This window comes from Methylococcus capsulatus (genome assembly GCF_036864975.1).
Taxonomy (GTDB): domain Bacteria; phylum Pseudomonadota; class Gammaproteobacteria; order Methylococcales; family Methylococcaceae; genus Methylococcus.
The window spans coordinates 2343597-2365739 of the sequence record NZ_CP104311.1; the positions used below are offsets into that span (position 1 = coordinate 2343597).

The window sequence follows — 22143 nt, forward strand, 5'->3', positions numbered from 1 at the left end:
GGAAGGGAAGTCATGGGGAATAAAGGGAGTTACAAAAGTGTTGCCGCAGAAGGTCGAGGTTTCTCCGGCAGGGTTATCGCCGCAGGCTATGGTGAGGCGCGGTCTTCGAACCACTGGTACAAGGTCGGCAGAACCACCAGGGTCAGCAGAGTCGAGGTGATGAGACCGCCGATGACGACGATGGCCAGTGGCCGCTGGACTTCCGAGCCGGGGCCGGTGGCGAACAGGAATGGCACTAGGCCCAGCATGGCGACCGTCGCCGTCATCATGACCGGACGGAAACGCCGCTTGCAGCCTTCGACGATGGCGGTTTCGCGATCGATGCCGGTTTCGCGCAGGCTCCGTATATAGGAAACCAGGACGACGCCGTTCAGCACCGCAATACCCCAAAGAGTGATGAAGCCGACCGAGGCCGGCACCGACAGGTATTCGCCGGAGGCGAACAGGGAAAAAATCCCGCCCATGGAAGCGAACGGCAGGACCAGAATGATGAGGCTGGCGAATCGCAGTGAATTGAACAGCAGGAACAGCAGGAAAAAGATCGCCGCGATGGTGATCGGAATGATGACGAGGAGGCGATCCATGGCGCGCTCCAGGTTCTCGAACTGGCCGCCCCACTTGAGGTAATAGCCCTCGGGCAGCTTGACTTTTTCGCTGACGGCCTTCTGCACTTCGGCCACGAAACCGCCCAGGTCGCGGCCGCGCACATTGGCGCCGATCACCAGGCGGCGCTTGGCCATTTCCCGGCTGATCTGGGCCGGCCCGTCGGTCAGCCGGATCTCCGCCAGGTGTTCCAGCGGCACCAGCGCGCCGTGGTGGGAACGCAGCATGATCTTGCCGATGGCTTCGGGGCTGCTGCGGAAGGACTCGGGGAACCGCACCACAGCCTGGAAGCGCCGCTCGCCCTCGTAGATCTGGGTCGAGCCGCGCCCTCCGATCGCGGTTTCGATGATGTCATTGATGTCCTGCACATTGATGCCGTGGCGGGCGATGGCCCAGCGGTCGATATCGATGGTGAGGTATTGCTGGCCGCTGACCCGCTCCATCCGGATGTCCGCCGAACCCCGGATCGAATTGAGCACCCGGATGATTTCATCGCCTTTACGCTTCAACATCTCGAGTTCATCGCCGAAGATCTTGATGGCGACGTCCGAGCGTACGCCGGTGACCATCTCGTCGACCCGGTCCGAGATCGGCTGGGACATCACGACCTGAACGCCGGGCAGCACTTTGAGCTTCTCGGCCAGAGCATCCATCACGTCGTCCTGGTCCCAGCCCGACGGCAGTGCGTCCTTCGGCTTGAGGGTAAGGATGGGAGTGGACTCGTTTTCCGGCTGGGTATCGGTCGGGTTCTGGCTGCGGCCGAGCTGCGACACGGCGCGTTCGATACCCGGCACCTGCATGACCAGCCGCATCGCCTCTGTCTCCATCTTGATCGATTCGTCCAGCGACATGCTGGGGGCCCGGTTGATGCCGGTGACGATCGAGCCTTCCTTCATTTCGGGAATGAACGAGGTGCCGAGCAGGGGGAACAGCGCGAGGCTCGAGGCCAGCAAGGCCAGGGCCGTGGCGACCACCGTCCGCGGCCGGCCGAGCGCAACCCGCAGCAGGGCGAGGTAGGGGCGCTTCATCGCCGCGATGATGCGGGTGTCGTGCTCGGCCCCGCCTTTGAGCAGGTAGGCGCACAGCACCGGCGAGAGGGTCAGCGAGACGATGAGCGAAATGAACAGCGCGATGGCGATGGTGTAGGCCAGCGGGGCGAACAGCTTCCCTTCCAGGCCAGTCATGGTCATCAGCGGCAGGAACACGAGGCAGATGATGCCGACTCCGAACAGCACCGGCGTGCCGACCTCGGCGGCGGCGCGCTGCACCACCTGGAGCTTGGTTTCGCCGGTGTCCTTCATTTCGCCCAAGTGGCGGAAGGTGTTTTCCACGACCACCACCGAGCCGTCGACCATGATGCCAATGGCAATCGCCAGCCCACCCAGCGACATCAGGTTGGCCGAGATGCCATACCGGTTCATGACCATGAAGGTCGCCAACGGCGTGACCACCAGGGTCGCCACCACGATCAGGCTGGAACGGACGTCGCCCAGGTAAAGAAACAGAATGACGACGACCAGCGCGATGCCTTCGACCAACACCTTGGTCACGGTGTGGATCGCCGCGTCCACCAGAGTGGTGCGGTCGTAGTAGGGTACGATTTTTAGGCCGCCGGGCAGCATGCCCTTGTCGTTGATCTCACGGATCCGTTCCTTCAGTTCCGTGACGATGCGCTTGGCGTTGCCGCCGCGGATCATCATCACGATGCCGCCCACGGCCTCGGTCTGCCCGTTCTTGATGACGGCCCCGTAGCGCACCGCGTGGCCGATCTTCACCTCGGCCACGTCGCGGATGAACACGGGTGTGCCGCCGCTTTCCTTGAGCACGATGTTGCGGATGTCCTCGATGTTCTCGATCAGCCCCAGCCCGCGGATCAGGTACTGTTCCGCATAGCGGGGCAGCTTGCCGCCGCCGCTATTGGCATTGTTGAGTGCGAGGGCGGTGTAGATGTCCTTGAGCGAGATGCCGTAGTGGCGCAGCCGGTCCGGATTGGCGAGCACTTGGTACTGCCGCTCGAAGCCGCCGATCGAGTTGATCTCGGCGACGCCCGGTACACCCCGCAGCAGAGGGCGGACGACCCAGTCCTGGATGGTGCGGCGCTCGGTCAGCTCCTGCTCGGTCAGGGCGCGGTCGCCGTCGTCCGGGCGCTCCAGGGTGAACTGGTAGACTTCCCCCAGGCCGGTCGACACCGGCCCCAGCACTGGCGTGATGCCTTCCGGCAGCTGGGCAGCCGCTTCGATCAGCCGCTCCAGCACCAGTTGGCGGGCGAAGTAGACGTCGGTGTCGTCGCTGAACACCAGGTTGATCTGGGACAGGGCGTTGCGGTTGACCGAACGCATCTCGGTCAGGCCCGGCAGGCCGGTCATCGCGATTTCCAGTGGCACTGTCACGAAGCGCTCGACCTCCTCGGGCGAGCGCCCCGGCGCCTCCGCCGCGACCTGGACCTGGACATTGGTCACGTCGGGGAAGGCATCCACCGACAGATCTTGCATCGCGGCGATGCCGAAGCCCAGCAGGCACAAGGTGAGGATCACGACGACGAGACGCTGCTGCAGGGCAGAGCGGATGACGGAATCGATCATCGGATGAGGCGACGGAGAGCTGGGGTCTCTAGCAGCCTGTCGGACTGAAGGTTGAGAATTGCATGTAAGGCGAAGCGGTGGGTTGGATTTTCATGATGATTGAGCCGATGAAATGGCTGAAATGGCGGTCGAGTGATCCCGCCCCTGCTTTAGGCGGGCATCAGGGCGAACATCCGCCGCACATTCCAGGCCAACGTCACCAGATGCCACTCGCCTTTGACCTTTTGCAGCCCGCGCAACGAGAATTGCCGGAATCCCATCACCGATTTAATGATGCCGAACACCGGCTCCACGATCTGCTTGCGCAGTGCGTACAAGCGCTTGCCCTCTTGGGTTGCCAGTCGATGCGCCATTGCCTGCATCGGCGTGGGATGCTCGGGCGCGGGTTCGGTTTTCTCGAAGCGCTTTTTCCAACCCGGATGATGCTTCTCACGCCCCAGCGAAATCAGCGGCGCGATCCCGGCGGCTGCGCAACCATTCACATTGGCCGCGGAGAAATAGCCGTTGTCGGCCAGCAGGGTTTCCGACTTGCCCAGTCCTTCCGGCAACGCGCCCAACTTCTTCAGCATCGGCGCGACCTGCCGCTTGTCGTTGCTGTCCTGCACCACGTCTTGCGCCACCACCAAGAGGCTGTCGGCCGCCACGACCGCTTGCGCGTTGTAGCATTGTTCGAAACCGCCGCCAGATACCGGCATGATGCGCGATGCTTCGTCGGTCAAGTTCACCTGGTCGGTCGGGCCGGGGTCGGCCGCAGGCGGCGCGGGCGGTTTGCCGCCAGGTTTCTTGCCGATCTTGGCGCTTTCCTCGCGCGCGGCCAGCTTCGCCTCATACTCGGCCTGCTCGCGCGCGCAACGCGCTTTCGCACGCGCTTCGATCTTGGCCTTGGCCGCGCCGATCTTCGCCAGACGGTCTTCGCGTCTTGCCAACTCTTCCGGGATCGACAGGCCATCGGGCACGTCCGAGCGGTCTTCGGCTTCCGCCAGCGCCAGCAGTTCGGCCACTTCCTGCCGCAGCTTCGCTTCGAGCTTGTTGGCGTGTTCGTAGGACAGCGCGGCATGGCGCGAGGCGTTGGCGTGAATCTTGGTGCCATCGAGCGCCACCGTGCCAAGTTTCAACAGGCCCATCTCGCGCGCCAGCATCAGCACTTCGACGAAGAGGCGCTCGATGTCCTCGAGAAAGCGGCGGCGGAAGGTGGCCAGCGTGTCGTGATCGGGGTGACTGTTGGCGGCAATGAAGCGGAAGGCCACCGAGTCATAGGTGGCACGCTCGATCTTGCGGCTGGAGAACACGCCGGTGGCGTAGCCGTACACCAGAAGCCCGAGCAGCATGGCCGGGTGATAGGACGCCGAGCCCGAGCCGCGGTAGGCGCGGGTCATGGAAGACAGGTCGAGTTTGTCGATGACTTCCACCACGAAGCGCGCCAGGTGGCGTTCGGGCAGCCATTCGTCCACCGCGGGCGGCAGCAAATATCCTGTGCTGCGGTCTATCGGACGGAAGTTGCTCATGGCAGGCTCGCTGTCGGAGAAGGAACGTCGTGATTATCGCATTTCAGAATGCCGGGCGGTTAAGTCCGACAGGCTGCTAGGCAATTCGGAGGAGACACGAAATGAGCGGATCCGGTCCATCCATATCGGAAAAATCGAGCAATGGCTATCCGAGCCTGGACCGTTCGTGGTTAGAGCCGCGGACTTTACTCAGCACAGTGTTCAGTGTGTCGACGTGGGTTGCGGCAATCGTTGCCAGCGTGCCGCTGTTCTCGGTCCTTTATATGCTCGTGGTGCGGGGGGGCAGTCGCTTGAGTTTGGAACTTTTTACCGAGCTGCCGCCCGCGGGCTTCGAAGATGGCGGTGGATTCGGCAATGCAATCGTCGGAACCCTCGTGACCGTGGGCATCGGGGCGGCAATCAGCATTCCTCTCGGCGTGTTGAGCGCGATTTTCCTGGCAGAACTCGGCTCTCACAGCAAACTGGCAAGTGCCGGCCGGTTTTGCGCCAAGACGCTGACTGGCCTGCCTTCCATCCTCGCCGGGGTGTTTGCCTATGCGTTGGTAGTATTGACTACGGGAACTGACTCGGCGCCGGCCGGGGGCGTTGCATTGGCCCTGCTCATGTTGCCCACGGTCATACTGACCGCAGAAGAGGCGATGAAGATGGTACCAGTGAACATGAAGAACGCCGCTTACGGCATGGGCTGCACCAAGTCCCAGGTCATTATTCAAATCGTGCTGCCGACCGCATTGTCCGGCATTCTCACCGGGGTGATGCTCGCCGTCGCCCGCGCTGCCGGTGAAACCGCGCCGCTCTTGTTCACTGCTTTGTTCAGCAACTTCTGGTTTTTCGAGGGCGGACAAGTCGAGCTGATGGCGCCGATCGCATCGCTCTCGGTGATGATTTACAACTTTTCCGGAATGCCCTTTGAAAACCAGATCGAACTGGCCTGGGCCGCATCGTTGGTACTGGTCTTGATGGTTTTGGCGTTCAACATAATCAGCCACTTGATCGGGCATCGAAAAATTTGACATCGTGAGGAATGCTCTCATGAACGCGATACTGGCCGCAGACGCAGGTTCGGCAGTACAAGCTCCGCCCCCCACCGTAGTGATCGACTGCAAGCTGGATAAAATTTTTTACGGCGATTTTCTTGCCGTTCGGGACAGTCATGTGCCGATCGAAAAGGGAAAGATCACCGGCTTCATCGGCCCGTCCGGCTGCGGCAAAAGCACCGTGCTCCGCAGCCTGAATCGGATGAACGATCTGGTCGACGGCTTCCGGTTCGAAGGCCATGTTCGCTTTCACGGGCAGGACGTTTACGCTCCCTCCGTGGATGCGGTGGTCGTGCGGCGTTACATCGGCATGGTGTTCCAGCAGCCCAACCCGTTCTCGATGAGTATTTTCGACAACGTCGCCTTCGGGCTGAGGCTCAACCATTATAAAGGGGACATGGCTGAACGCGTGGAGAAGTCTTTGCGCCGCGCCGCTTTATGGGATGAGGTGAAGGACAAACTGAAGAAAAGCGGACTCTCCCTTTCCGGCGGACAGCAGCAGCGCCTTTGCATTGCCCGAGCCATCGCGACGGAACCGTCCGTGGTACTGATGGATGAGCCGTGTTCGGCGTTGGACCCGATTGCGACGCGCAGGGTCGAGGAGCTGATGCTGGAACTCAAGGAAAAGTACACGATTGCTTTAGTGACTCATAACATGCAGCAGGCAGCCCGCGTTGCCGATAAAACGGCGTTTTTCTCGGTGGATATTTCTAAGGGCGGGCGGACCGGCTATTTAGTGGAGCTGGGAGAAACGCGACAGATCTTCGAAGATCCCAGGGAGGAATTGACCAAGGAATACATCCGCGGCGAATTTAGCTGACATCGGGGTATCCGTATGAATTTCGTAGTCACGGTGAAAAAGGGAATTATAGGTTCGTACATTTTTGGATTGGTGGCGCTTACGATAGGGGTTGTGGCCGATGCAGCGCCAACCTCGGTAATCATGCTCCGAGGCGCCGGAGCGACCTTTCCGGCGCCGCTCTATAGCGCGTGGATCAAGACTTACTCCGCCATGAATCCCCTCGTGCACATCGATTATGAGGCGGTGGGGAGCGGGGAGGGCGTGCGGAAATTTCTTGCGAGAGAAGTCGAGTTCGCGGCCAGCGATGCGGCCTTGAGCGATGAGCAAATGGCCGCGCTGGACGATGGAGTTAGGCTGATACCGGCGACTGCCGGCATGGTGGTATTGGCCTATAACCTCCGAAATTTGAACGGTCCCTTGAAACTCAGCCGCGAAGCCTACGTCGCTCTTTTGGCCGGTAGAATCACCCGCTGGAATGACCCGCGAATCCAAGGTTTGAACCCCGGTCTGCCGTTGCCGAACCTGGACGTGACCATCGTTTCCCGCCTGGACAGCAGCGGTACTACGTATGCCTTGACCAACCATCTTTCCGCGATCAGCGCGGAATGGCGGAACCGGGGCCCGGGTGTGGGCAAACTCGTGGATTGGCCAGGAAATGCCATGGCCGTTCGAGGCAACGAGGGTGTCGCCTCGCGTATCAAAATGAGCGAAGGGGCTATCGGCTACATCCAATACGGTTTCGCCAAGCGCTTAGGGCTTCCGATGGCATGGCTGCAAAACAAGTCGGGCCAGTTCGTCGAACCCAACGAGCGTACGGGGCAAACTGCGCTTGCTAGCAGTGCGGCTCAAATGCCGGCGAACCTTCGGTTGTTCCTGCCCGATCCCGACGGCGCCGAAGCTTATCCCATCGTGACCTTCAGCTGGCTGTTGTTATACGGAAAATATTCAGATCCCGCGCAGTCCGCAGTGCTGAAGGACTTTGTCCTTTGGGGGTTGGAAGAAGGGCAGGGCATGGCTCAATCCTTAGGTTACGTGCCGCTGCCTCATGACATTGTCCAGCTTTCGCGGGCAGCTGTGGACAGCATCGAGTAACAGATTACCGGCGGCGATTCCGCGCGGCTTGGGAAGGGAGCCTGTTGTGGAATCGCTGGCAAAAGGCTCACAGCGGCTCGCGCGGCAACGCTTCAACACTGCGCGGATCGAGTCTGACTTGCGCCGGCTGCAGACGGAGTTTCCCGAAATCAACCGCCGCCTGAAAGCTGAGAGAGATTGCCTTAGCGACGATACGCTGAAAAACAGGATGTCGGGCTATACGTTCGTCGACGAACTTTTGTCGACCGGCATCGAGCTATTTTCCTTCGGCCAGTCGAAGCATTTTCTCGAAATCAACTCCAGAGTGCTTTGCGGACTTGGCGCAGCCGAGCGTTGCGAATACATCCGCCATATCGAGGCAACGGAGAAACGGTTCTATGACGAGCCGGGAGAGCAACTGTGTTAGAGGTCAAGCGATTTGTGGGCATGACCAAGGTTTATTTTGTTTCAGCATGGCATTCAGGCTGGTGAGGAGCTTACGCATGGCCGCCGTTAAAGCGACCTTGGCCGGTTTGCCTTTTTCGACCAATCGACGATGGAAGGTGGCGATGGGATTATCGCCTCGGGTAGCGGCCAAGGTCGCCATGTACAGCACCGAGCGCACTTCCGCTCGTCCGCCCCAAATCCTCCGCCGTCCTCGCTGGAAGCCACTGTCCCGATTAAACGGCGCCAATCCCACCCGGGCAGCGATCTCGCGCCGGTTGAGTTTGCCGAGTTCTGGCAGATACGACAGCAACGTGAGCATCGTCACGGGGCCTACGCCCGGTGCACTTTGGAGCAGGTCGACTCGGGTTTTCCAAATGTCCGATTCGCGCAGCCGGTTTTTCAAATCCCCGTCGAGTCGAGCGATATGCTCGTCCAGCCAGGCAATGTGCTCCTTTAAGCCCTGTTTTTGCCGTGAGCCGGCCATCGCCAAGCGGGTTCTCTCTTGGGCGCGCATCTCCACTAATTGCCGTCGCCGGGCGACCAGTTCCACCAAGGCTTGCTCTGCCTCGGTCCGGCCGGCGCGAACTTCGGGGCGCACGGCCTTGGCGAAATGGGCCAATACCAGGGCATCCAGCTTATCGGTTTTCGCGAGCCGGCCGGTGGCCTTGGCGAAGTCACGCACTTGGCGAGCATTGACGACGGCCAACGGCAGTCCGGCCACTCGACCGGAAGCCGCGAGCAAGGTTTCGAGTCCCCCGGTCGCCTCCAAGACGACTAACGCCGGTTGGAGCGTGAGGAGTCGCTGGATCAGTGCCGTGACCCCTGCCTCATCATTGCTAAAACGCTCGACCCCGCCCTCGGGACTGACTCCCAAATCCAAATACGCCTTCGATACATCCACCCCGGCAAATCGCTCTTCGTTATTCATGTCGTACACACCCCACCTTGTAAAAATTCGGACTTCCGTCCCAGCAACTGTTCGGGCTCTGCCAACAAAAGAAGAAAGACGATCCACGCTCTCCCACAAGCTCAATTTCTCGGCTTCGAGGGTCAACGATCTATCTTCCTCCGAACCTCTTATTCATACCTCCGTGGCTCAGGGAAGAACATACAAGGGGATTGAGGGCTTGATGGATTGGTACGCGCTGCATCGCCGGGAATCGCCCTGGGAACGCGCTGCCGGCGTCTACGCCAGAGTTTTGAGCAAGCCTCAATTGTTCATCGAAGGGAACCACCGTAGCGGTTCGCTGATCATGAGCTACATTCTGGCGCAGGGGGGGGCAGCCGCCATTCGTGCTGACCGTTGCTAACGCCGCGGACTATTTTTCGCTTTCCGAATGGATCATCGGTACACGGCAGAACCGTTTCCAGAGGTTTTTCGATACAACCCGGCTGCAAACAAGGTTTGCAAACTTTCTGAAGGTGCAAGCGGATCCCGCCTATCTCGCTTGAGTCTCTGCGGAGACTCATCGTTACCAGAGCTTCAGCTTCTTCGCCGAATAGCCTTCCGGAATGCCCATAGCGCCGGGCGGCAGGGTATCCGAGCTGATCCTGCTCAGGGTCAGGGTGGCGGCCTGTTTGGATGAGGCGTCGTGGAGCTCGACCGGAATGCCGGGATATTCGCTGAGGTTCACGGTGGGGAGCGGTCCGAGATCGACGTAGTGCGCCGCGGCGCCCTTCGCTTTGTCGGCGATTCTGGACGAAAACATCATCATGGCGCGCAGGGTTTCGTAGTCTCCGGCCGGAAGCTTGAGCGTTTCCGCAGACGCCAGGCAGATGTCGCCCTTCTTGTCCCCGCCCTGGCGCAATTCCACTTTGCTGCAGGCATAGCCCCCTTGAGTTGTCGCGGTACCGGCCTGTGTCAGCAGGATCGGCCGATTGTCTTCGGATTTGGCCGTGACCCGGTCCAGGTCGACGCCGCCCAGGATGTCCGACCACTGGGCTTTTTGTTCGGGGGACACTTTCTTCAATTGCTCGCCCAAGCCCCGTAGGAGCGGCTGCACGTCCTGGACCTGGGATGCAAGCTCGGCGACCCGCTGCTCGGTCACGGGCATATAGGCCTGTTTGCGGTGATCGATCAGAAATGCTGTATTTCGGGAGCGATTGAACAGAATGTCCAGTTTGGGGTCTCCCCCCGCCGACTTGATGAGTACTTGGCCGTCTTTGACGAACAGCGACTGCGGGGTTTGTTCTCCAGCGACCTGATATTGCAGTGTGGTGTCGGCGAAGGCTGCGGCAATGGAAAAAAGGAATGCGAGGGTTGCGCTTGCGATGCGTCGGGAAAGTCTAGCCATGGGATGACCTGCTCGGATTCTTGGTAAAGCGGCTGATTCGGGGTGGTGAGCGGCTGCCGGAGCAGCAAATCCGTTAAAATAGGTATTTTCGCGCGGTCTGGAGAAAGCTGTGCCTCACGACGACCACGATGACCATCATGCGGCTGATTCCGGTGGAGTACAAGGGCGACTGGTCTGGGCCTTGCTCCTCACCGCCGGTTTCGTTGTGTTCGAGGCAGTGGCGGGCTGGAAGGCGAACAGTCTCGCGCTGCTGACCGATGCCGTACATAACCTCAGTGACGTACTGGCGCTGGGCTTGAGTTGGTACGCCATGCGGCTGACCGTGCAGCCGGCGCACGCGGCCAAGACTTTCGGCTACCACCGCGCCGGCATACTGGCCGCCCTGGGCAACTCCGCGGGCCTGGTGGTCGTGGCCTTGTACATCATTTACGACGCCTACCTCCGCCTCCAGAGCCCCGCTCCGGTTCAGGCCGACATCCTGATCGGTGTAGGGGGAGCGGCGCTGCTGGTCAACGCCTTCACCGCCTGGCTGGTGCATCATGGCAGCCACGATGACCTGAACATGCGCAGCGCCTTTCTGCACTTGATGGGTGACGTGGCTTCGACCCTCGGCGCCATCGCCGCGGGTGTGGCGATCCGCTACACCGGTCTGTACTGGCTTGATCCGGCGGTCAGCATCCTGATAGCGCTGCTCATCCTGTGGAACGCCAAAGGGCTGCTGGCCGAAGTCATGGACATCCTGCTGGAAAGCACACCGCGGGATGTGGACATGAGTTCGATGGTGCGGGATCTGATGCAGGTGGAAGGCGTGCATGGGGTGCATCATCTCCATGTGTGGAGCATTTCGCGGCAGTTGCGCATGCTGTCCGCTCATATCGTAACGGACGATATCCGGCTCAGCGAAGGCGAGGCGCTGCAGAAGCGGGTCACCCGTCTGCTCGCTCAACGTTACGGTATCGCGCATACCACTCTGCAACTGGAGTCCGAGGGCTGTCAGCCAGATCTGTTGTATTGCGACATTTCCCGGCCGAATCACCGCTATCAGGGGGAATGAGTCGGAAACCTCCGAGGAACGCTGCGTCGTCGGTTTGACGGACAATCCGAAAGAAAACTGCCTGGTCATTACCCCTTACAATAAGCCCTATTCTGAAGTTTCCCGCAGGCCTCATCCATGTTTCCCACCATCGAATCCTTTGTCGGCAACACGCCGCTGGTGCGTCTGCAGCGGTTGCCTGGCGACACCGGTAACGTCCTCCTGGCCAAGCTGGAGGGCAACAACCCCGCAGGGTCCGTCAAGGACCGGCCGGCCCTGAGCATGATCCGCTGTGCCGAGGCGCGCGGCGACATCAGGCCGGGTGACCGGCTGATCGAGGCGACCAGCGGAAATACCGGCATCGCCCTGGCGATGGCCGCTGCGATCAAAGGGTACCGCATGACGCTCATCATGCCCGACAACATGAGCGCCGAGCGGCGGGCGACGATGAAGGCCTTCGGCGCCGAGATCATCCTCACGCCGGCGGCGGGCAGTATGGAGGCGGCCATCGACCTGGCACGAGCGATGGAGGCGCGGGGAGAGGGCAAGATCCTCGACCAGTTTTCCAACCCCGACAATCCACGCGCCCATTATGAAGGTACGGGGCCGGAGATCTGGCGCGACAGCCAGGGGCGGATCACGCACTTCGTCAGCTCCATGGGCACCACCGGCACCATCATGGGCACGGCACGCTACCTCAAAGAGCGTAATCCGGCCGTGCAGATCATCGGCGTCCAGCCCAGGGACGAGGCCAAGATCCCGGGTATCCGGCGCTGGCCGGAGGAATATCTACCGAAGATCTTCGACGCCTCGCTGGTGGACCGCATTCTCGACGTGACCCAGGAAGAGGCTGAATCCACTACAAGGGAGCTGGCGGCGCAGGAAGGCATCTTCGCCGGGATTTCGTCCGGCGGTGCGGTGGCGGCGGCTCTGCGCCTGTCGCGGGAGGTCGAGAACGCGGTGATCGCCGTCATCATCTGCGATCGCGGCGACCGCTATCTTTCCACCGGGGTATTTCCGGAATAATGGGTTATCGAGGCAAAAGAAAGCCGCTGCCGGTCGAGCCGATCGCGGCGCACATCGAATCCTTCGCCCATGACGGCAAGGGAATCGCCCACGTCGACGGGCGGGTGGTGTTCGTCGATGGCGCTTTGCCGGGTGAGGATGTCACTTTCGTGTATACCGAAATCAAGCGCGACTATGCCTCCGGCCGGGTACAAGAGGTCATGACGGCTTCGCCCGACCGCGTGCCGGCGCGATGCCAACATTTCGCCCATTGCGGCGGTTGCACCCTGCAATATCTATCCGAGGATGCGCAGATCGCCCTGAAGGAGGAGTTGCTGCTGGAGCAGTTCCGCCGCATCGGCAAAGTCGAGCCGGCGGGCTGGTTGCCGCCGCTGCGCGGGCCGCACTGGGGTTACCGCAGCCGGGCCAGGCTTGGGGCGCGCTATGTCGCTAAGAAGGGCAGGGAGCTGGTGGGCTTCCGTGAGCACGCCAGCGCCAAGATTGTCGACATGACCGATTGTCCCGTGTTGCACCCCGCGTTGGGCGAGCGCATCCAGGCTTTCGCCGAGTTGATCGAGGGTCTCTCGCTGCGGGAACGGCTGCCGCAGATCGAGGTGGCAGTCGGCGAGGAGCGCACCGCGCTGGTGTTCCGGGTGCTGGAGGACCCGACCGCCGAGGATTTCGCCAGGCTGGCGCAATTTGGCAAAGACCAGGGGCTGGACGTCTACATCCAGCGGGAAGGCCGCGACTCGGTTGCTCCGGTCTATCCGGAGACTGCACACGACCTGAGCTACAGTCTGCCGGAATGGGACGTGACCTTCCGCTTCGGCCCCCTGGATTTCACCCAGGTCAACATGGCGATCAACCGGCAGATGATTGACCGGGTCATGCAGGTGCTTGATCCGCAGCCGGAGGAACGCGTGCTCGATCTGTTCTGCGGCCTGGGAAATTTCACCTTGCCGTTGGCGCGCCGCGCCGGCCATGTCACCGGGGTGGAGGGCGGCGCTGAGGCGGTGGCGCGGGCGATCCGGAACGCGGCGGACAACGGTATCGGCAACGTCGAATTCCATGTCGCCGACCTGTCTAAGCCGGAGCGTTGCGGTGGTTGGGCCGGCCAGGAGTACGACAAGGTGCTGCTTGATCCGTCCCGCGCCGGCGCTCTGGAAATCCTCCAGTGCGTGCCGAAGTGGAATGCCGGGCGCATCGTCTACGTGTCCTGCAATCCTTCCACCCTGGCGCGCGATGCCGGCGTCCTGGTCCATGAATACGGCTATCGTCTGCTCAAGGCCGGGGTCATGGACATGTTCCCACACACGGCCCACGTCGAGTCCATCGCCGTGTTCGAGCGCTGAACTTAAGATCTTCACCATGAAAAGACTGTTGCTTGCGCTGGCCGCCGTGCCCGGACTCGCCCTGGCCATTCCGGCCACGCCGGTGATGACACTGTACCAGTTCAACGGACCCCTCGACATCCCGTATTACGACGCCGATGCTTTCCTGCGCAACGGCCCGGCTTCGCCGGCCGGGGCGCTGAGCCAGGGCAGTTCGGTCATCCCTTGCCTGGTTCTGAAAAACGGTCAACCACTGACCGACGCCACCGGTACGCCTTACGTCGGTTTCAAGCTCGTCGTGGATTCGCGCGCCGCCACTCCTGCCTCGGTGGAAAAGTTCAAGCAGGCCGTGGCGGAGCGCAAGACCCTGGCTGTCGCCAACCACCATTGCGATGCTTCAGTCCGGCATGTGATCGACGTTCGCAAGCTCTATCCCATGGAAAAAGCGCCTTTCTTCGATCCGCCGCCGGTGTCGGCCCGCCGGCTGGCTAGGCCGGACCAAGGCGAGCTGGACCGGATCGTAAAGGCATTCCACAACTCGCCTCAGTGCGAAAGCGCCAACGGCAGTGTCGTCGGTCGGCGCTCCGCCCTGGCCCGCGCCTGGGACCAGTTCGCGCGGGCCAACCCCGGCCATTGGCCGGCGCGGACATTGGAGCAGGCCAGGCAGCTCGATTACGTCATGCGCACCGCCCTGTTCGAGGGGCATCTCGAACGGGGCTGCAATGCCTACGGTGCCTGCGAACGCAATGTCATCGCCCTGTCCATCCGCAACCGCGGCAAGGAAGGTTGCAGCAGAATCCAGGGCTGTAGCGCCCCGGGGGATTTCCAGGGAGTGGCGTCGAAGCCCTCGCAGTACAACATCTGGGACGAATACCTCACCCAAGTCACGGGTCTCACGGCCTGCTTCCTGCGCCAGGATTTGAGCCACACCGAGCGCTACGCCAGACTGCAGGCCATGTACGAACAGAGCTTGCCGGACGTGCAGCGCATTCTGTTCGGCGACGATGTGGAGCTGAGGGAAATCTTTCCTGGCGCCGCCCTCACCGACCTGAAGAGCCTCAAGCACTATTACCACGCCCCCGCCATGGGCAAATGCTTCCCCGGTTACGGGCGGGCAGCATACATTTCCGGCGCGGTTGCCCGGAATGGGCGAGATTTCGCGCTCATCGCCAATACCCGGATTCAGGTGGAGGGTCGCACCGACGGTGGCTACTTCTTCCAGGATTTCATCGTGACAGCCAAAGACGACCGGGATGAAATCAGGATCGTCGACAATTATCCCGGTTTCGTCATCGATGCCCGCAAGATTGATCTCAAGCCCACAGCCCGTTGCGTGCCCTACGGCATCCCCGCCGGTTGCGAATCCGGCGAGCCTGGACGTTACCGCACCACCCCGGGCTGGCTGAACACGGGCAGATCGTTGGAACTGCGCTGTCATCTCGAGGACCGTGGAGAAAACTGCCAGACACCCGCGGTCGCCAAAACCGTCGGCGTCGGCGGGAGATGCGATACCCAGATGCGGCCGGTGGCTGGGGTGAAGTGACTTTGTCGCTGTCGTCTTTGCAGGCCATGCGACATTGCTGCGTTTACGACGTCTGCCTTACCCCGTTCCTTATTGCCGTAGACGCGTAACTACGTGGAACATAAGATTTTTTGTCGATATCGCTTTGTGGTGTGGTTCTTGCTATCCATAGCGCGATAACTCTTCCCAAAGGAGGACCGATCATGGCGGTAGCACCGGGCTTTTTCGTGGATTGGAACGGCAACGCGCGTCGCACCGAAGACGCTGGCGGCGATTTCGTGGTCGACGTCGACACCGCAGCGAGATACGTCGCGCTTTACACCCGGAATGGCACCTTGATGCACGAGGCGACGTTCTATAAAACCTTGGAAGACATGGAGAAAAAGGGCATCAAAGCCCCTCTGGTGGACGGCGCTACGCCTTGGGGCATGAAAGACGAGTGGTAGGCGCGCAGGGAGGGGCGTCTTGATCCGCCCCGGTCCCTCCGCGCAAAGGCATACTCAGTGCGCGAACTCCGCGGGCGAGGCGCGCACGGCACGGTTGTAGGCCCAACTGCGGATATGGTCGACCTGCTCCTTCATGGTCTTGGACAGCGGTACGATCTTGCCGGCGGCTCGCAGCAGGTCTTCCACCGTCACCTCGCGGTTGTCCAGGTGGGCGGTCGTCAGGGCCGAAACCACGCACTGTTCCACCTCGGCGCCCACCCAGCCCTTGGTGATCTTGATCAGGCGGGTGAGGTCGAAGGAGCGGGTGTCGATACCGCGGCGCTCCAAATGGATGCGGAAGATTTCGACCCGTTCGTCATCCAGCGGCAGGTCGACGAAGAAAATTTCGTCGAAACGCCCTTTTCGCGTCATTTCAGCCGGCAGGAGGTCGATGCGGTTGGCGGTGGCGGCCACGAACAGGCCGCTGGTCTTTTCCTGCATCCAGGTCAGGAAGAAGGCAAAGATGCGCCCTTGTTCGCCGGCGGACTCGGTGGAGTTGACGCCCATCTCGATTTCGTCGAACCACACCACGGCCGGTGCGATCTGTTCCAGCATGCGGCAGGCAGAAACGAAAGCGCCTTCGGCGCTGCCGTGACGGCCGGAAAAGATTTCGGTCATGTCGATGCGGTAGAGCGGCAGACCGAAGGCGGAGGCGATGGCCTTGACCGAAAGGCTCTTGCCGCAGCCGGAAACGCCCATGATGAGTACGCCCTTGGGCACGATTTCGGCGCTGATGCTGTCACGGAGCTGGAACAGTTCACGCCGCTCCATCAGCCATTTCTTCATGATCTCCAGGCCGCCGACGCTGTCGATCTGGGTGCCGTCGGCGACGTACTGGATCATGCCTGTGCGGTTCACCAGCAGGCGCTTTTCCTCATACAGTGCGGGCAGGGAATCCGCCCCCAGGGCGCCCCGTGCGGCCAGGGCACGGCGGATGGCATGGCGCGACTCATCGAGCGTCAGGCCCTGCAGCGCCCTCGCGATCTGAGTGAGAGTGGCGTCATCGGTGTCGGCGCTACCGCCCAGCGCCTTCACGGCTTGGACTTCGTCGCGGAGGAAGTCGATCAGTTCGGCCAGATCCGGCAGCGTCAGCTCAATGTACATGATGCTTCGGCTGAGTTCCTCGGGAATGTAACGGACCGGCGAGGAAATGACGACGAATTTGTTGTGGTCGAAGCAGACACCGTACAGGTCGCGCAGGCGGCGGCGGATGTCGGCCCGCTCGCGCAGCGGTTCGTGGAAGTCCTTCAGGTGGAACAGGGCAGGTCCCTGGTAAGCGGCGATGAAATCGAGCGCGGCGCGGGGGTCGGAAGCGGACGCGTCGGCCGCGCCCTCGTCGCAGCGCAGACCTTCGGTCAGGCTCCAGGTCCAGACCGGCACTTTCGTGTTGAAGAAGCGCTGCGCGGCGTCCTTGAGGAGACGCTCGACGCGCTGTTCCTCAGAGGAGCGGATGTAGCTCAGCGGCCGCGCGGATTCGACGATCTCGCGCAATGCGGCGATGGAACGGCTTTCGGATCGGGCGGGAGGGGTGGTTGAGGAAGTCATCGACAGTGTTCTTGCTGGACGGGGTGCGGCACCCGCTATGCCGGGTGCCCGGGAAAGAACGGCGGTGTGCCGGGTCCGGCGAGGACCATGCAGGATGATACACCAAGCGTGTGCCCGGCGGCATACCGCCGCCGGGCACACGGGTTCAAGGTCGGCTGCGGCGCCTCATTCGACCGTGCCGAGTTCGAAGATCACCAGTTCGGCATCGTTGCCACCGATGTTTTCGACGGTCATTGCGCTCCCAGTTTCCCAGAACACGTCGCCGGCCCCGTAGTCGTGCCTTTCGCCCGCGTCTTCCACCCGCAGCCGGCCCTGGAGCACGTAGCGGGGGCCGGTGCCCTGGTGGGTATGGATCGGCGTCTTGTAGCCCGGCGGAAACCGGACGCGGATGAGACGGGTATCGACCGTATTGGCGGGGAGGATCACCGTTTTCTGCAGCAGAAGCTGCCGCGCCGCTACTGGCTCCTCGGCGACAGCCGTGGCACCGAAGCACGGCAGGCCCAGCAGAAGGATGAAGTACAGATGAAAACGTTTTCTCGACATGATTGTCCTCCGGAATGAAGGGAAGGCGTCCTGCCCTGGATCTGTCGGCGTCGCCGCGGCCTAGGCCGCTCTGCCAGCGGCCGTGGCCTCTGGCACTTCCACCAGGCGGCCGGTGCGGACGTCGTAAAGGTAGCCGTGGATCGGAATGTCACCGGGAACCAGGGGGTGGCGGCGAATGCGCGTGACATCCTCCAGCACGCTTTGTTGCTGATTCTCGATGGTCAGCCAGTTGATGTACTTGCCCTCGGTGCAGCCGGGACCCTCACAGCAGTCGTGCCAGCCGCTGGCATCGATCGTCGCAGTCTTCAAACTGCTGGCGAGGAGATTGTTCATGATTTCGTTGGTGAAGGTTTCCATGCCGCAGTCGGTATGGTGGATCACGAACCATTCGCGGGTGCCCAGCAGTTTGTAGGAAATGACCAGCGAACGGATGGCGTCGTCGCTGGCGCGTCCGCCGGCGTTGCGGATGACATGGGCATCGCCTTCGCTAAGGCCCGCATACTTGGCCGGATCGAGGCGTGCGTCCATGCAGGTTAGGATCGCAAAGCGGCGGCCCGGCGGCATGGGCAGGTCGCCTTTGTCGAAAGTGGATGCATAACCCTGGTTGGCTGCCAGTACTTCATTGAGAATCTGCGACATGGTGTTGGTCTCCTCTGGTTTGGTTTTTTTACAAGGGCTCAAGCCCGGCGGTAAATCAAAGCAAAGTCATTGGAAGGCATATCGATCTCATCATCCAGCCGCATCCCGTGTCTGCCGGCGGCGCGGTGCAGTTCGGCGATGTCTTCCAGCGCCCAGCCGTTTTGTCCGACCGACCGCAGCAGGCGGTCGAATTCTTCGTCGAACGCGGATATGAACCGGCCGTAATCCAGGAGCGGGCCATGGACGAACAGGAAGCCGCCGTCCGCCAGTAGCCTCGAACTGCATTGCATGATCCTGCCGACGATCGAAACCGGGGCGGTCTGGACGACGTTGATGTAGTAAATGGCGCCGAATTCTTCGCCATCCGGCCAGGTGTGCGGCTGCCTCAGGTCCAGTCTGCGTGGGCGGGCGACGTTGGCCAGGCCGCTTTGCCGGGTCAGCTCTTCGATATGAGGCAGCAGGTTTTCGTCACCGTCTGAAGGATGGAACGTGATATGGCCGAAATACTGCGCAAAATAGTGCGCATGCATCCCAGTGCCCGCAGCGAGTTCCAGCACATCGCTTTTTTCCCGGGGAAAGATGCCTTTCAGGACGTCGAGGATGGCGTCGCGGTTCCGCGAGCCGGTCCTGGTCATATCAGGGCTGAGCGGTGGGGGATCGAGCGGTGGTCTCTCCGAATACATTCTTCAGGGATTCTCCTGGGGAATTGTCGAACGGTCGCGAACGGTATGCCAGCCTAAGCACCCGGGCGTGCGCGTGAGCCTTGGTGCAGAGGACGTGCCAAGTCCGTTCACGAATAAATTCATTCGCTTATGAAGCGACAGAGGGCCTCGAGCAGAAAATATATTTCAATGATTGAAATATGTTTTCAATCCTTCTCCTGTGACATGGTAGCCTTATGGCCGTTCGAAGCGCGGCGCCTCTCGGGTTGGGAGCTTGCGACACGCTTGCGTTCCACGGTACGCCATGGTTTTTTTGTTCCCCCATGCAAGGTACAAGTTTTTCTCAACTGACCCCCATCGGCTTTCTGCAGACTTTCGTTCTGGAACTGATGCATGCCTGCGAGGAGGCCGGGCTGGCGCCTGCCGAACGCCTGATCGACCGGATTGCACGTAGTGCAGCCCGTTTTTTCGAGGAGGCTTTCCGGGAGGAATATGCCGTGGAGGGGGCCTTGGACCCCAAGCGTTATGCGGAGCTGGTCGTGGGGCTGAAAAACCATATTGGCGGCCAGTTTTCGTTGGCCTCCCGAGAGGCCGGCTGCATCCGCGTGGTGAACGAGCGCTGTCCTTTCGGTGAGGGCGTCAAAAACTCTCCGGAACTGTGCCGGATGACGTCCAGTGTGTTCGGTGGGATCGCCGCCCGGAATTTCGGTTACGCCAAAGTGACGCTGGCCAGGCGCATAGCCATGGGTGATCCCTGTTGTGAAGTCCACATCCATCTCGACCCGCGGGTCGCCGGGAAGGTGGAAGGGGCCGAATACCTCGCGCCGCCGCCGCCCTGTGACCGCCGGGCCATGGACGCGCTGCAGGCGCGCATCGACGAGCAGATGCACCGGATCTGGTGCCAGATGAATGCCCACCGACATTCCCGCGGCTCGACCCGGCCGCCGACTATCGTCGCCAAGTCGCCGGCTATGCAGGCGGTCTTGCAGGCGATCGAAACGGTCGCCCCGACGCCGGCCACAGTGCTGATCCATGGCGAGACCGGCGTCGGTAAGGAACTGGTGGCGCGGGCCATCCATGCCATGAGCGAGCGCTGCCAGGAGTCCTTTGTCGCGGTCAACTGTGGTGCGATTCCCGAAGGAATCGTCGAAAGTGTGCTGTTCGGCCATGAGAAGGGCGCTTTCACCGGGGCGGTCGAGGTTCACCGCGGATATTTCGAGCGGGCGGATGGCGGCACGCTGTTCCTGGACGAGGTGGACGCGCTGACGCCGGCGATCCAGACGCGCCTCCTGCGGGTCATTCAGGAAGGTGAACTGGAGCGTGTGGGCGGGCATAAAACGCTGATGGTGGATACTCGCATCATTTCCGCCACCAATTGCGACATCGAAAAGGCCGTCGCCGAAGGCCGCTTCCGGCAGGACCTCTACTACCGGCTCAACGTGGTCAAGATCGTGATTCCGCCGCTGCGTCAGCGGCCCGAGGACTTGCCGCACCTCGTCGGCCTGATCCTCGGGCGCCTGAGCAGACGCTACGGCAAGCCCGTGAATTCGGTGAGCCCGGAGGTCATGAGCAGGCTGCTTGCCTATGCCTGGCCCGGCAACGTGCGTGAACTGGAAAACATCCTGGAGAAGGCGGTGCTGTTCGCGCAGCCGCCGGAGATCACCGACGTGCCTCTGCCAGATGCCGATCCGGCGGTCGGCGGGCAGTCTTGGAAAGCGCTCCGCCGGCAGACGCTCGAGCGTCTCGAGCGGTCCTATCTGGAGCAGGCGTTGCGGCGCGCCCGGGGTAGCGTGAACGCAGTCGCCGAATGGATGGAACTGACGCCGAGGGCGGTATATTTGAAACTGAGCGCCTATGGCATGGACCCAGCCAAATTCCGCGGGTGACAGCCGTCACCGCCCCGGGGCGGCTGTTTCCGGTAGGCTGGCCGGCGGCAAAGTATGGTCTGGCCTGAATCGTGCTTTCGATTGTCTGGGATTCCCGCAGTCATGCAAAATTCTTTGGGAAACCCCTATAATTTCGACTCTTTTTGTTCAAACAGCTTATGTCTCATCCATTGAATCACGGAAAGATGGCGACGACGTTCCCGGACGAAACGCTCGAGCGCGAAGTGGCCGATTTGGTCATCTCCACCTTGAACCTGGATGTGAGCCCGGAGTCGGTCGATCCCGAAGCACCGCTGTACCGCGAGGGGCTGGGGCTGGATTCGATCGACATCCTGGAGATCGCATTGGTCGTTTCCAAGCGCTACGGGTTCCAGCTGAGGGCGGACAATGAGGACAATGTCCGCATTTTCGGTTCGCTGCGCAGTCTTTGCCAGCACATCGCGGCCAACCGCGTCGAATGCTGATGTGCCGGGCGCGGTTGGCACTGTCCTGGTTCTTCGCCGGTTTTGCTCTGGCGGCCTATGCCGCATTCAATCATTACCTCACAGCCGTTCATCCGGGAAGTTCGCTGGTGGCGTGGCTCCCTCTTGCTCCGGTTGCGATGGCGGCGGGGGCTGTCGCTTGGCGGTCACGTTGGCGCTATTCGTTGGTCGGCGCCGGTGCCGGTCTGCTGGCGCTGCTGTGGTTGTCTCCGGACCGACTGGCGCCGGGCGAGAAGGTGCTCTATGTTTATCTTACCGAGCATATCGGCATCAATCTGTTCCTGGGCTGGGGATTTGGCAGTACCCTCCTGGGGGGGCGTGAGGCATTGTGCACGCGGTTCGCACGTTCGGTTCACGGTGCTCTGCCTCCCGAGGTGGAGCGGTATTCGCGTGCCGTGACAGTGGCCTGGACGGTTTTTTTCGGCGGCGTTGCGGCCGTTTCTGTGCTGCTGTTTTTCTTGGTTTCCATCGACGCCTGGTCGGTTTTCGCTAATTTCGTGAACTTGCCATTGGCGGTGGCGATGTTCGTGGCGGAATACCGCATCCGCTTGCGGGTGCTCCCGGATTTTCCGCATGCCTCGATTCTGGCCGGTTTCCGCTCGTTCACGGCATCGTCCAGGCCCGGCGGGGCTGTCACCGAAGCGGGACGAGGATGAATCCAGCGGATGC

General features: G+C 61.5%; 21 protein-coding genes. 13 read left to right on the forward strand and 8 right to left on the reverse strand.

Annotation, left to right across the window (positions count from 1 at the left end; translation table 11 throughout):
• Positions 1 to 86: 86 nt before the first annotated feature.
• Both N4J17_RS11575 and N4J17_RS11580 read right to left on the reverse strand, forming a co-directional pair.
• A complete protein-coding gene (locus N4J17_RS11575) occupies positions 87 to 3185 on the reverse strand; it encodes an efflux RND transporter permease subunit (protein ID WP_198323341.1) in 3099 nt (1032 codons plus the stop codon).
• A 149-nt stretch (positions 3186 to 3334) separates the two neighbouring features.
• The gene (locus N4J17_RS11580) at positions 3335 to 4690 is read right to left on the reverse strand and encodes an IS1182 family transposase (RefSeq protein ID WP_338457603.1); all 1356 of its coding nucleotides are present in this window, start codon (positions 4688 to 4690) and stop codon (positions 3335 to 3337) included.
• Between the two features lie 101 nt (positions 4691 to 4791).
• Between N4J17_RS11580 and pstA the strand changes: the two genes are divergently transcribed.
• The 4 genes from pstA to N4J17_RS11600 are packed head-to-tail and all read left to right on the forward strand — an operon-like array spanning position 4792 to position 8027.
• The gene (pstA, locus tag N4J17_RS11585; protein WP_198324337.1) at positions 4792 to 5703 is read left to right on the forward strand and encodes a phosphate ABC transporter permease PstA; all 912 of its coding nucleotides are present in this window, start codon (positions 4792 to 4794) and stop codon (positions 5701 to 5703) included.
• A gap of 19 nt (positions 5704 to 5722) precedes the next feature.
• Positions 5723 to 6547: a phosphate ABC transporter ATP-binding protein PstB gene (gene pstB, locus N4J17_RS11590; protein ID WP_198324336.1), complete on the forward strand. Its 825-nt coding sequence runs from the start codon at positions 5723 to 5725 to the stop codon at positions 6545 to 6547.
• Between the two features lie 15 nt (positions 6548 to 6562).
• Positions 6563 to 7621 (forward strand): phosphate ABC transporter substrate-binding protein PstS, encoded by a 1059-nt coding sequence (pstS, locus tag N4J17_RS11595; RefSeq protein ID WP_198324335.1) that lies wholly within the window; start codon positions 6563 to 6565, stop codon positions 7619 to 7621.
• 46 nt (positions 7622 to 7667) lie between these two features.
• On the forward strand, positions 7668 to 8027 hold the full coding sequence (locus N4J17_RS11600; protein ID WP_198324334.1) for a hypothetical protein: 360 nt from the start codon (positions 7668 to 7670) through the stop codon (positions 8025 to 8027).
• A gap of 3 nt (positions 8028 to 8030) precedes the next feature.
• Here the strand turns inward: N4J17_RS11600 and N4J17_RS11605 are convergent, their stop codons facing one another.
• A complete protein-coding gene (locus tag N4J17_RS11605) occupies positions 8031 to 8975 on the reverse strand; it encodes an IS110 family transposase (RefSeq protein ID WP_198324346.1) in 945 nt (314 codons plus the stop codon).
• A 202-nt stretch (positions 8976 to 9177) separates the two neighbouring features.
• On the opposite strand from N4J17_RS11605, the gene N4J17_RS11610 reads away from it, so the two are divergent.
• Positions 9178 to 9357 carry a hypothetical protein gene (locus tag N4J17_RS11610; RefSeq protein WP_198321369.1) on the forward strand — a complete coding sequence of 60 codons (180 nt, stop codon included), beginning with the start codon at positions 9178 to 9180 and terminating at the stop codon, positions 9355 to 9357.
• A gap of 162 nt (positions 9358 to 9519) precedes the next feature.
• Here the strand turns inward: N4J17_RS11610 and N4J17_RS11615 are convergent, their stop codons facing one another.
• Positions 9520 to 10341: a hypothetical protein gene (locus tag N4J17_RS11615; RefSeq protein WP_198321370.1), complete on the reverse strand. Its 822-nt coding sequence runs from the start codon at positions 10339 to 10341 to the stop codon at positions 9520 to 9522.
• 109 nt (positions 10342 to 10450) lie between these two features.
• Between N4J17_RS11615 and N4J17_RS11620 the strand changes: the two genes are divergently transcribed.
• The 5 genes from N4J17_RS11620 to N4J17_RS11640 all read left to right on the forward strand — a co-directional run bounded on the left by N4J17_RS11620 (position 10451) and on the right by N4J17_RS11640 (position 15678).
• The gene (locus N4J17_RS11620) at positions 10451 to 11395 is read left to right on the forward strand and encodes a cation diffusion facilitator family transporter (RefSeq protein WP_198321371.1); all 945 of its coding nucleotides are present in this window, start codon (positions 10451 to 10453) and stop codon (positions 11393 to 11395) included.
• Positions 11396 to 11512: 117 nt separating this feature from the next.
• Complete coding sequence (gene cysM / locus N4J17_RS11625) at positions 11513 to 12400, forward strand: cysteine synthase CysM (protein ID WP_198321372.1); 888 nt, start codon at positions 11513 to 11515, stop codon at positions 12398 to 12400.
• Positions 12400 to 13731 carry a 23S rRNA (uracil(1939)-C(5))-methyltransferase RlmD gene (gene rlmD / locus N4J17_RS11630; protein ID WP_198321373.1) on the forward strand — a complete coding sequence of 444 codons (1332 nt, stop codon included), beginning with the start codon at positions 12400 to 12402 and terminating at the stop codon, positions 13729 to 13731. Before cysM ends, rlmD begins: the two co-directional genes overlap by 1 nt.
• Positions 13732 to 13747: 16 nt before the next feature.
• Positions 13748 to 15253 carry a hypothetical protein gene (locus tag N4J17_RS11635; RefSeq protein ID WP_198321374.1) on the forward strand — a complete coding sequence of 502 codons (1506 nt, stop codon included), beginning with the start codon at positions 13748 to 13750 and terminating at the stop codon, positions 15251 to 15253.
• Positions 15254 to 15435: 182 nt separating this feature from the next.
• A complete protein-coding gene (locus tag N4J17_RS11640; protein WP_198321375.1) occupies positions 15436 to 15678 on the forward strand; it encodes a hypothetical protein in 243 nt (80 codons plus the stop codon).
• Positions 15679 to 15732: 54 nt separating this feature from the next.
• Here the strand turns inward: N4J17_RS11640 and N4J17_RS11645 are convergent, their stop codons facing one another.
• From N4J17_RS11645 to N4J17_RS11660, 4 genes are all read right to left on the reverse strand, one after another.
• Positions 15733 to 17262 carry an AAA family ATPase gene (locus tag N4J17_RS11645; protein ID WP_198321376.1) on the reverse strand — a complete coding sequence of 510 codons (1530 nt, stop codon included), beginning with the start codon at positions 17260 to 17262 and terminating at the stop codon, positions 15733 to 15735.
• Between the two features lie 165 nt (positions 17263 to 17427).
• Complete coding sequence (locus tag N4J17_RS11650; protein WP_198321377.1) at positions 17428 to 17805, reverse strand: cupin domain-containing protein; 378 nt, start codon at positions 17803 to 17805, stop codon at positions 17428 to 17430.
• 60 nt (positions 17806 to 17865) lie between these two features.
• Positions 17866 to 18444 (reverse strand): beta-class carbonic anhydrase, encoded by a 579-nt coding sequence (locus N4J17_RS11655; protein WP_198321378.1) that lies wholly within the window; start codon positions 18442 to 18444, stop codon positions 17866 to 17868.
• A gap of 38 nt (positions 18445 to 18482) precedes the next feature.
• Positions 18483 to 19079 (reverse strand): DUF938 domain-containing protein, encoded by a 597-nt coding sequence (locus N4J17_RS11660; RefSeq protein WP_232470148.1) that lies wholly within the window; start codon positions 19077 to 19079, stop codon positions 18483 to 18485.
• Positions 19080 to 19429: 350 nt separating this feature from the next.
• Here N4J17_RS11660 and N4J17_RS11665 point away from each other — a divergent pair, with 350 nt between their 5' ends.
• The 3 genes from N4J17_RS11665 to N4J17_RS11675 all read left to right on the forward strand — a co-directional run bounded on the left by N4J17_RS11665 (position 19430) and on the right by N4J17_RS11675 (position 22130).
• The gene (locus N4J17_RS11665; RefSeq protein ID WP_198321380.1) at positions 19430 to 20992 is read left to right on the forward strand and encodes a sigma 54-interacting transcriptional regulator; all 1563 of its coding nucleotides are present in this window, start codon (positions 19430 to 19432) and stop codon (positions 20990 to 20992) included.
• Positions 20993 to 21177: 185 nt separating this feature from the next.
• Positions 21178 to 21456 carry a phosphopantetheine-binding protein gene (locus N4J17_RS11670; RefSeq protein ID WP_198321381.1) on the forward strand — a complete coding sequence of 93 codons (279 nt, stop codon included), beginning with the start codon at positions 21178 to 21180 and terminating at the stop codon, positions 21454 to 21456.
• Positions 21456 to 22130, forward strand: a complete 675-nt coding sequence (locus N4J17_RS11675) for a hypothetical protein (protein ID WP_198321382.1) — start codon at positions 21456 to 21458, stop codon at positions 22128 to 22130. Before N4J17_RS11670 ends, N4J17_RS11675 begins: the two co-directional genes overlap by 1 nt.
• Positions 22131 to 22143 lie beyond the last annotated feature (13 nt).

What these genes read in the sequence shown, in the direction of transcription:
- N4J17_RS11650 (WP_198321377.1), bottom strand. Translation starts at nt 17,805, where the DNA reads ATGTCGAGAAAACGTTTTCATCTGTACTTCATCCTTCTGCTGGGCCTG.
- pstB (WP_198324336.1), top strand. Translation starts at nt 5,723, where the DNA reads ATGAACGCGATACTGGCCGCAGACGCAGGTTCGGCAGTACAAGCTCCG.
- N4J17_RS11645 (WP_198321376.1), bottom strand. Translation starts at nt 17,262, where the DNA reads ATGACTTCCTCAACCACCCCTCCCGCCCGATCCGAAAGCCGTTCCATC.
- cysM (WP_198321372.1), top strand. Translation starts at nt 11,513, where the DNA reads ATGTTTCCCACCATCGAATCCTTTGTCGGCAACACGCCGCTGGTGCGT.
- N4J17_RS11615 (WP_198321370.1), bottom strand. Translation starts at nt 10,341, where the DNA reads ATGGCTAGACTTTCCCGACGCATCGCAAGCGCAACCCTCGCATTCCTT.
- pstS (WP_198324335.1), top strand. Translation starts at nt 6,563, where the DNA reads ATGAATTTCGTAGTCACGGTGAAAAAGGGAATTATAGGTTCGTACATT.
- N4J17_RS11675 (WP_198321382.1), top strand. Translation starts at nt 21,456, where the DNA reads ATGTGCCGGGCGCGGTTGGCACTGTCCTGGTTCTTCGCCGGTTTTGCT.
- N4J17_RS11655 (WP_198321378.1), bottom strand. Translation starts at nt 18,444, where the DNA reads ATGTCGCAGATTCTCAATGAAGTACTGGCAGCCAACCAGGGTTATGCA.
- N4J17_RS11635 (WP_198321374.1), top strand. Translation starts at nt 13,748, where the DNA reads ATGAAAAGACTGTTGCTTGCGCTGGCCGCCGTGCCCGGACTCGCCCTG.
- N4J17_RS11665 (WP_198321380.1), top strand. Translation starts at nt 19,430, where the DNA reads ATGCAAGGTACAAGTTTTTCTCAACTGACCCCCATCGGCTTTCTGCAG.
- N4J17_RS11660 (WP_232470148.1), bottom strand. Translation starts at nt 19,079, where the DNA reads ATGACCAGGACCGGCTCGCGGAACCGCGACGCCATCCTCGACGTCCTG.
- N4J17_RS11605 (WP_198324346.1), bottom strand. Translation starts at nt 8,975, where the DNA reads ATGAATAACGAAGAGCGATTTGCCGGGGTGGATGTATCGAAGGCGTAT.
- rlmD (WP_198321373.1), top strand. Translation starts at nt 12,400, where the DNA reads ATGGGTTATCGAGGCAAAAGAAAGCCGCTGCCGGTCGAGCCGATCGCG.
- pstA (WP_198324337.1), top strand. Translation starts at nt 4,792, where the DNA reads ATGAGCGGATCCGGTCCATCCATATCGGAAAAATCGAGCAATGGCTAT.
- N4J17_RS11580 (WP_338457603.1), bottom strand. Translation starts at nt 4,690, where the DNA reads ATGAGCAACTTCCGTCCGATAGACCGCAGCACAGGATATTTGCTGCCG.
- N4J17_RS11575 (WP_198323341.1), bottom strand. Translation starts at nt 3,185, where the DNA reads ATGATCGATTCCGTCATCCGCTCTGCCCTGCAGCAGCGTCTCGTCGTC.
- N4J17_RS11670 (WP_198321381.1), top strand. Translation starts at nt 21,178, where the DNA reads ATGGCGACGACGTTCCCGGACGAAACGCTCGAGCGCGAAGTGGCCGAT.
- N4J17_RS11610 (WP_198321369.1), top strand. Translation starts at nt 9,178, where the DNA reads ATGGATTGGTACGCGCTGCATCGCCGGGAATCGCCCTGGGAACGCGCT.
- N4J17_RS11640 (WP_198321375.1), top strand. Translation starts at nt 15,436, where the DNA reads ATGGCGGTAGCACCGGGCTTTTTCGTGGATTGGAACGGCAACGCGCGT.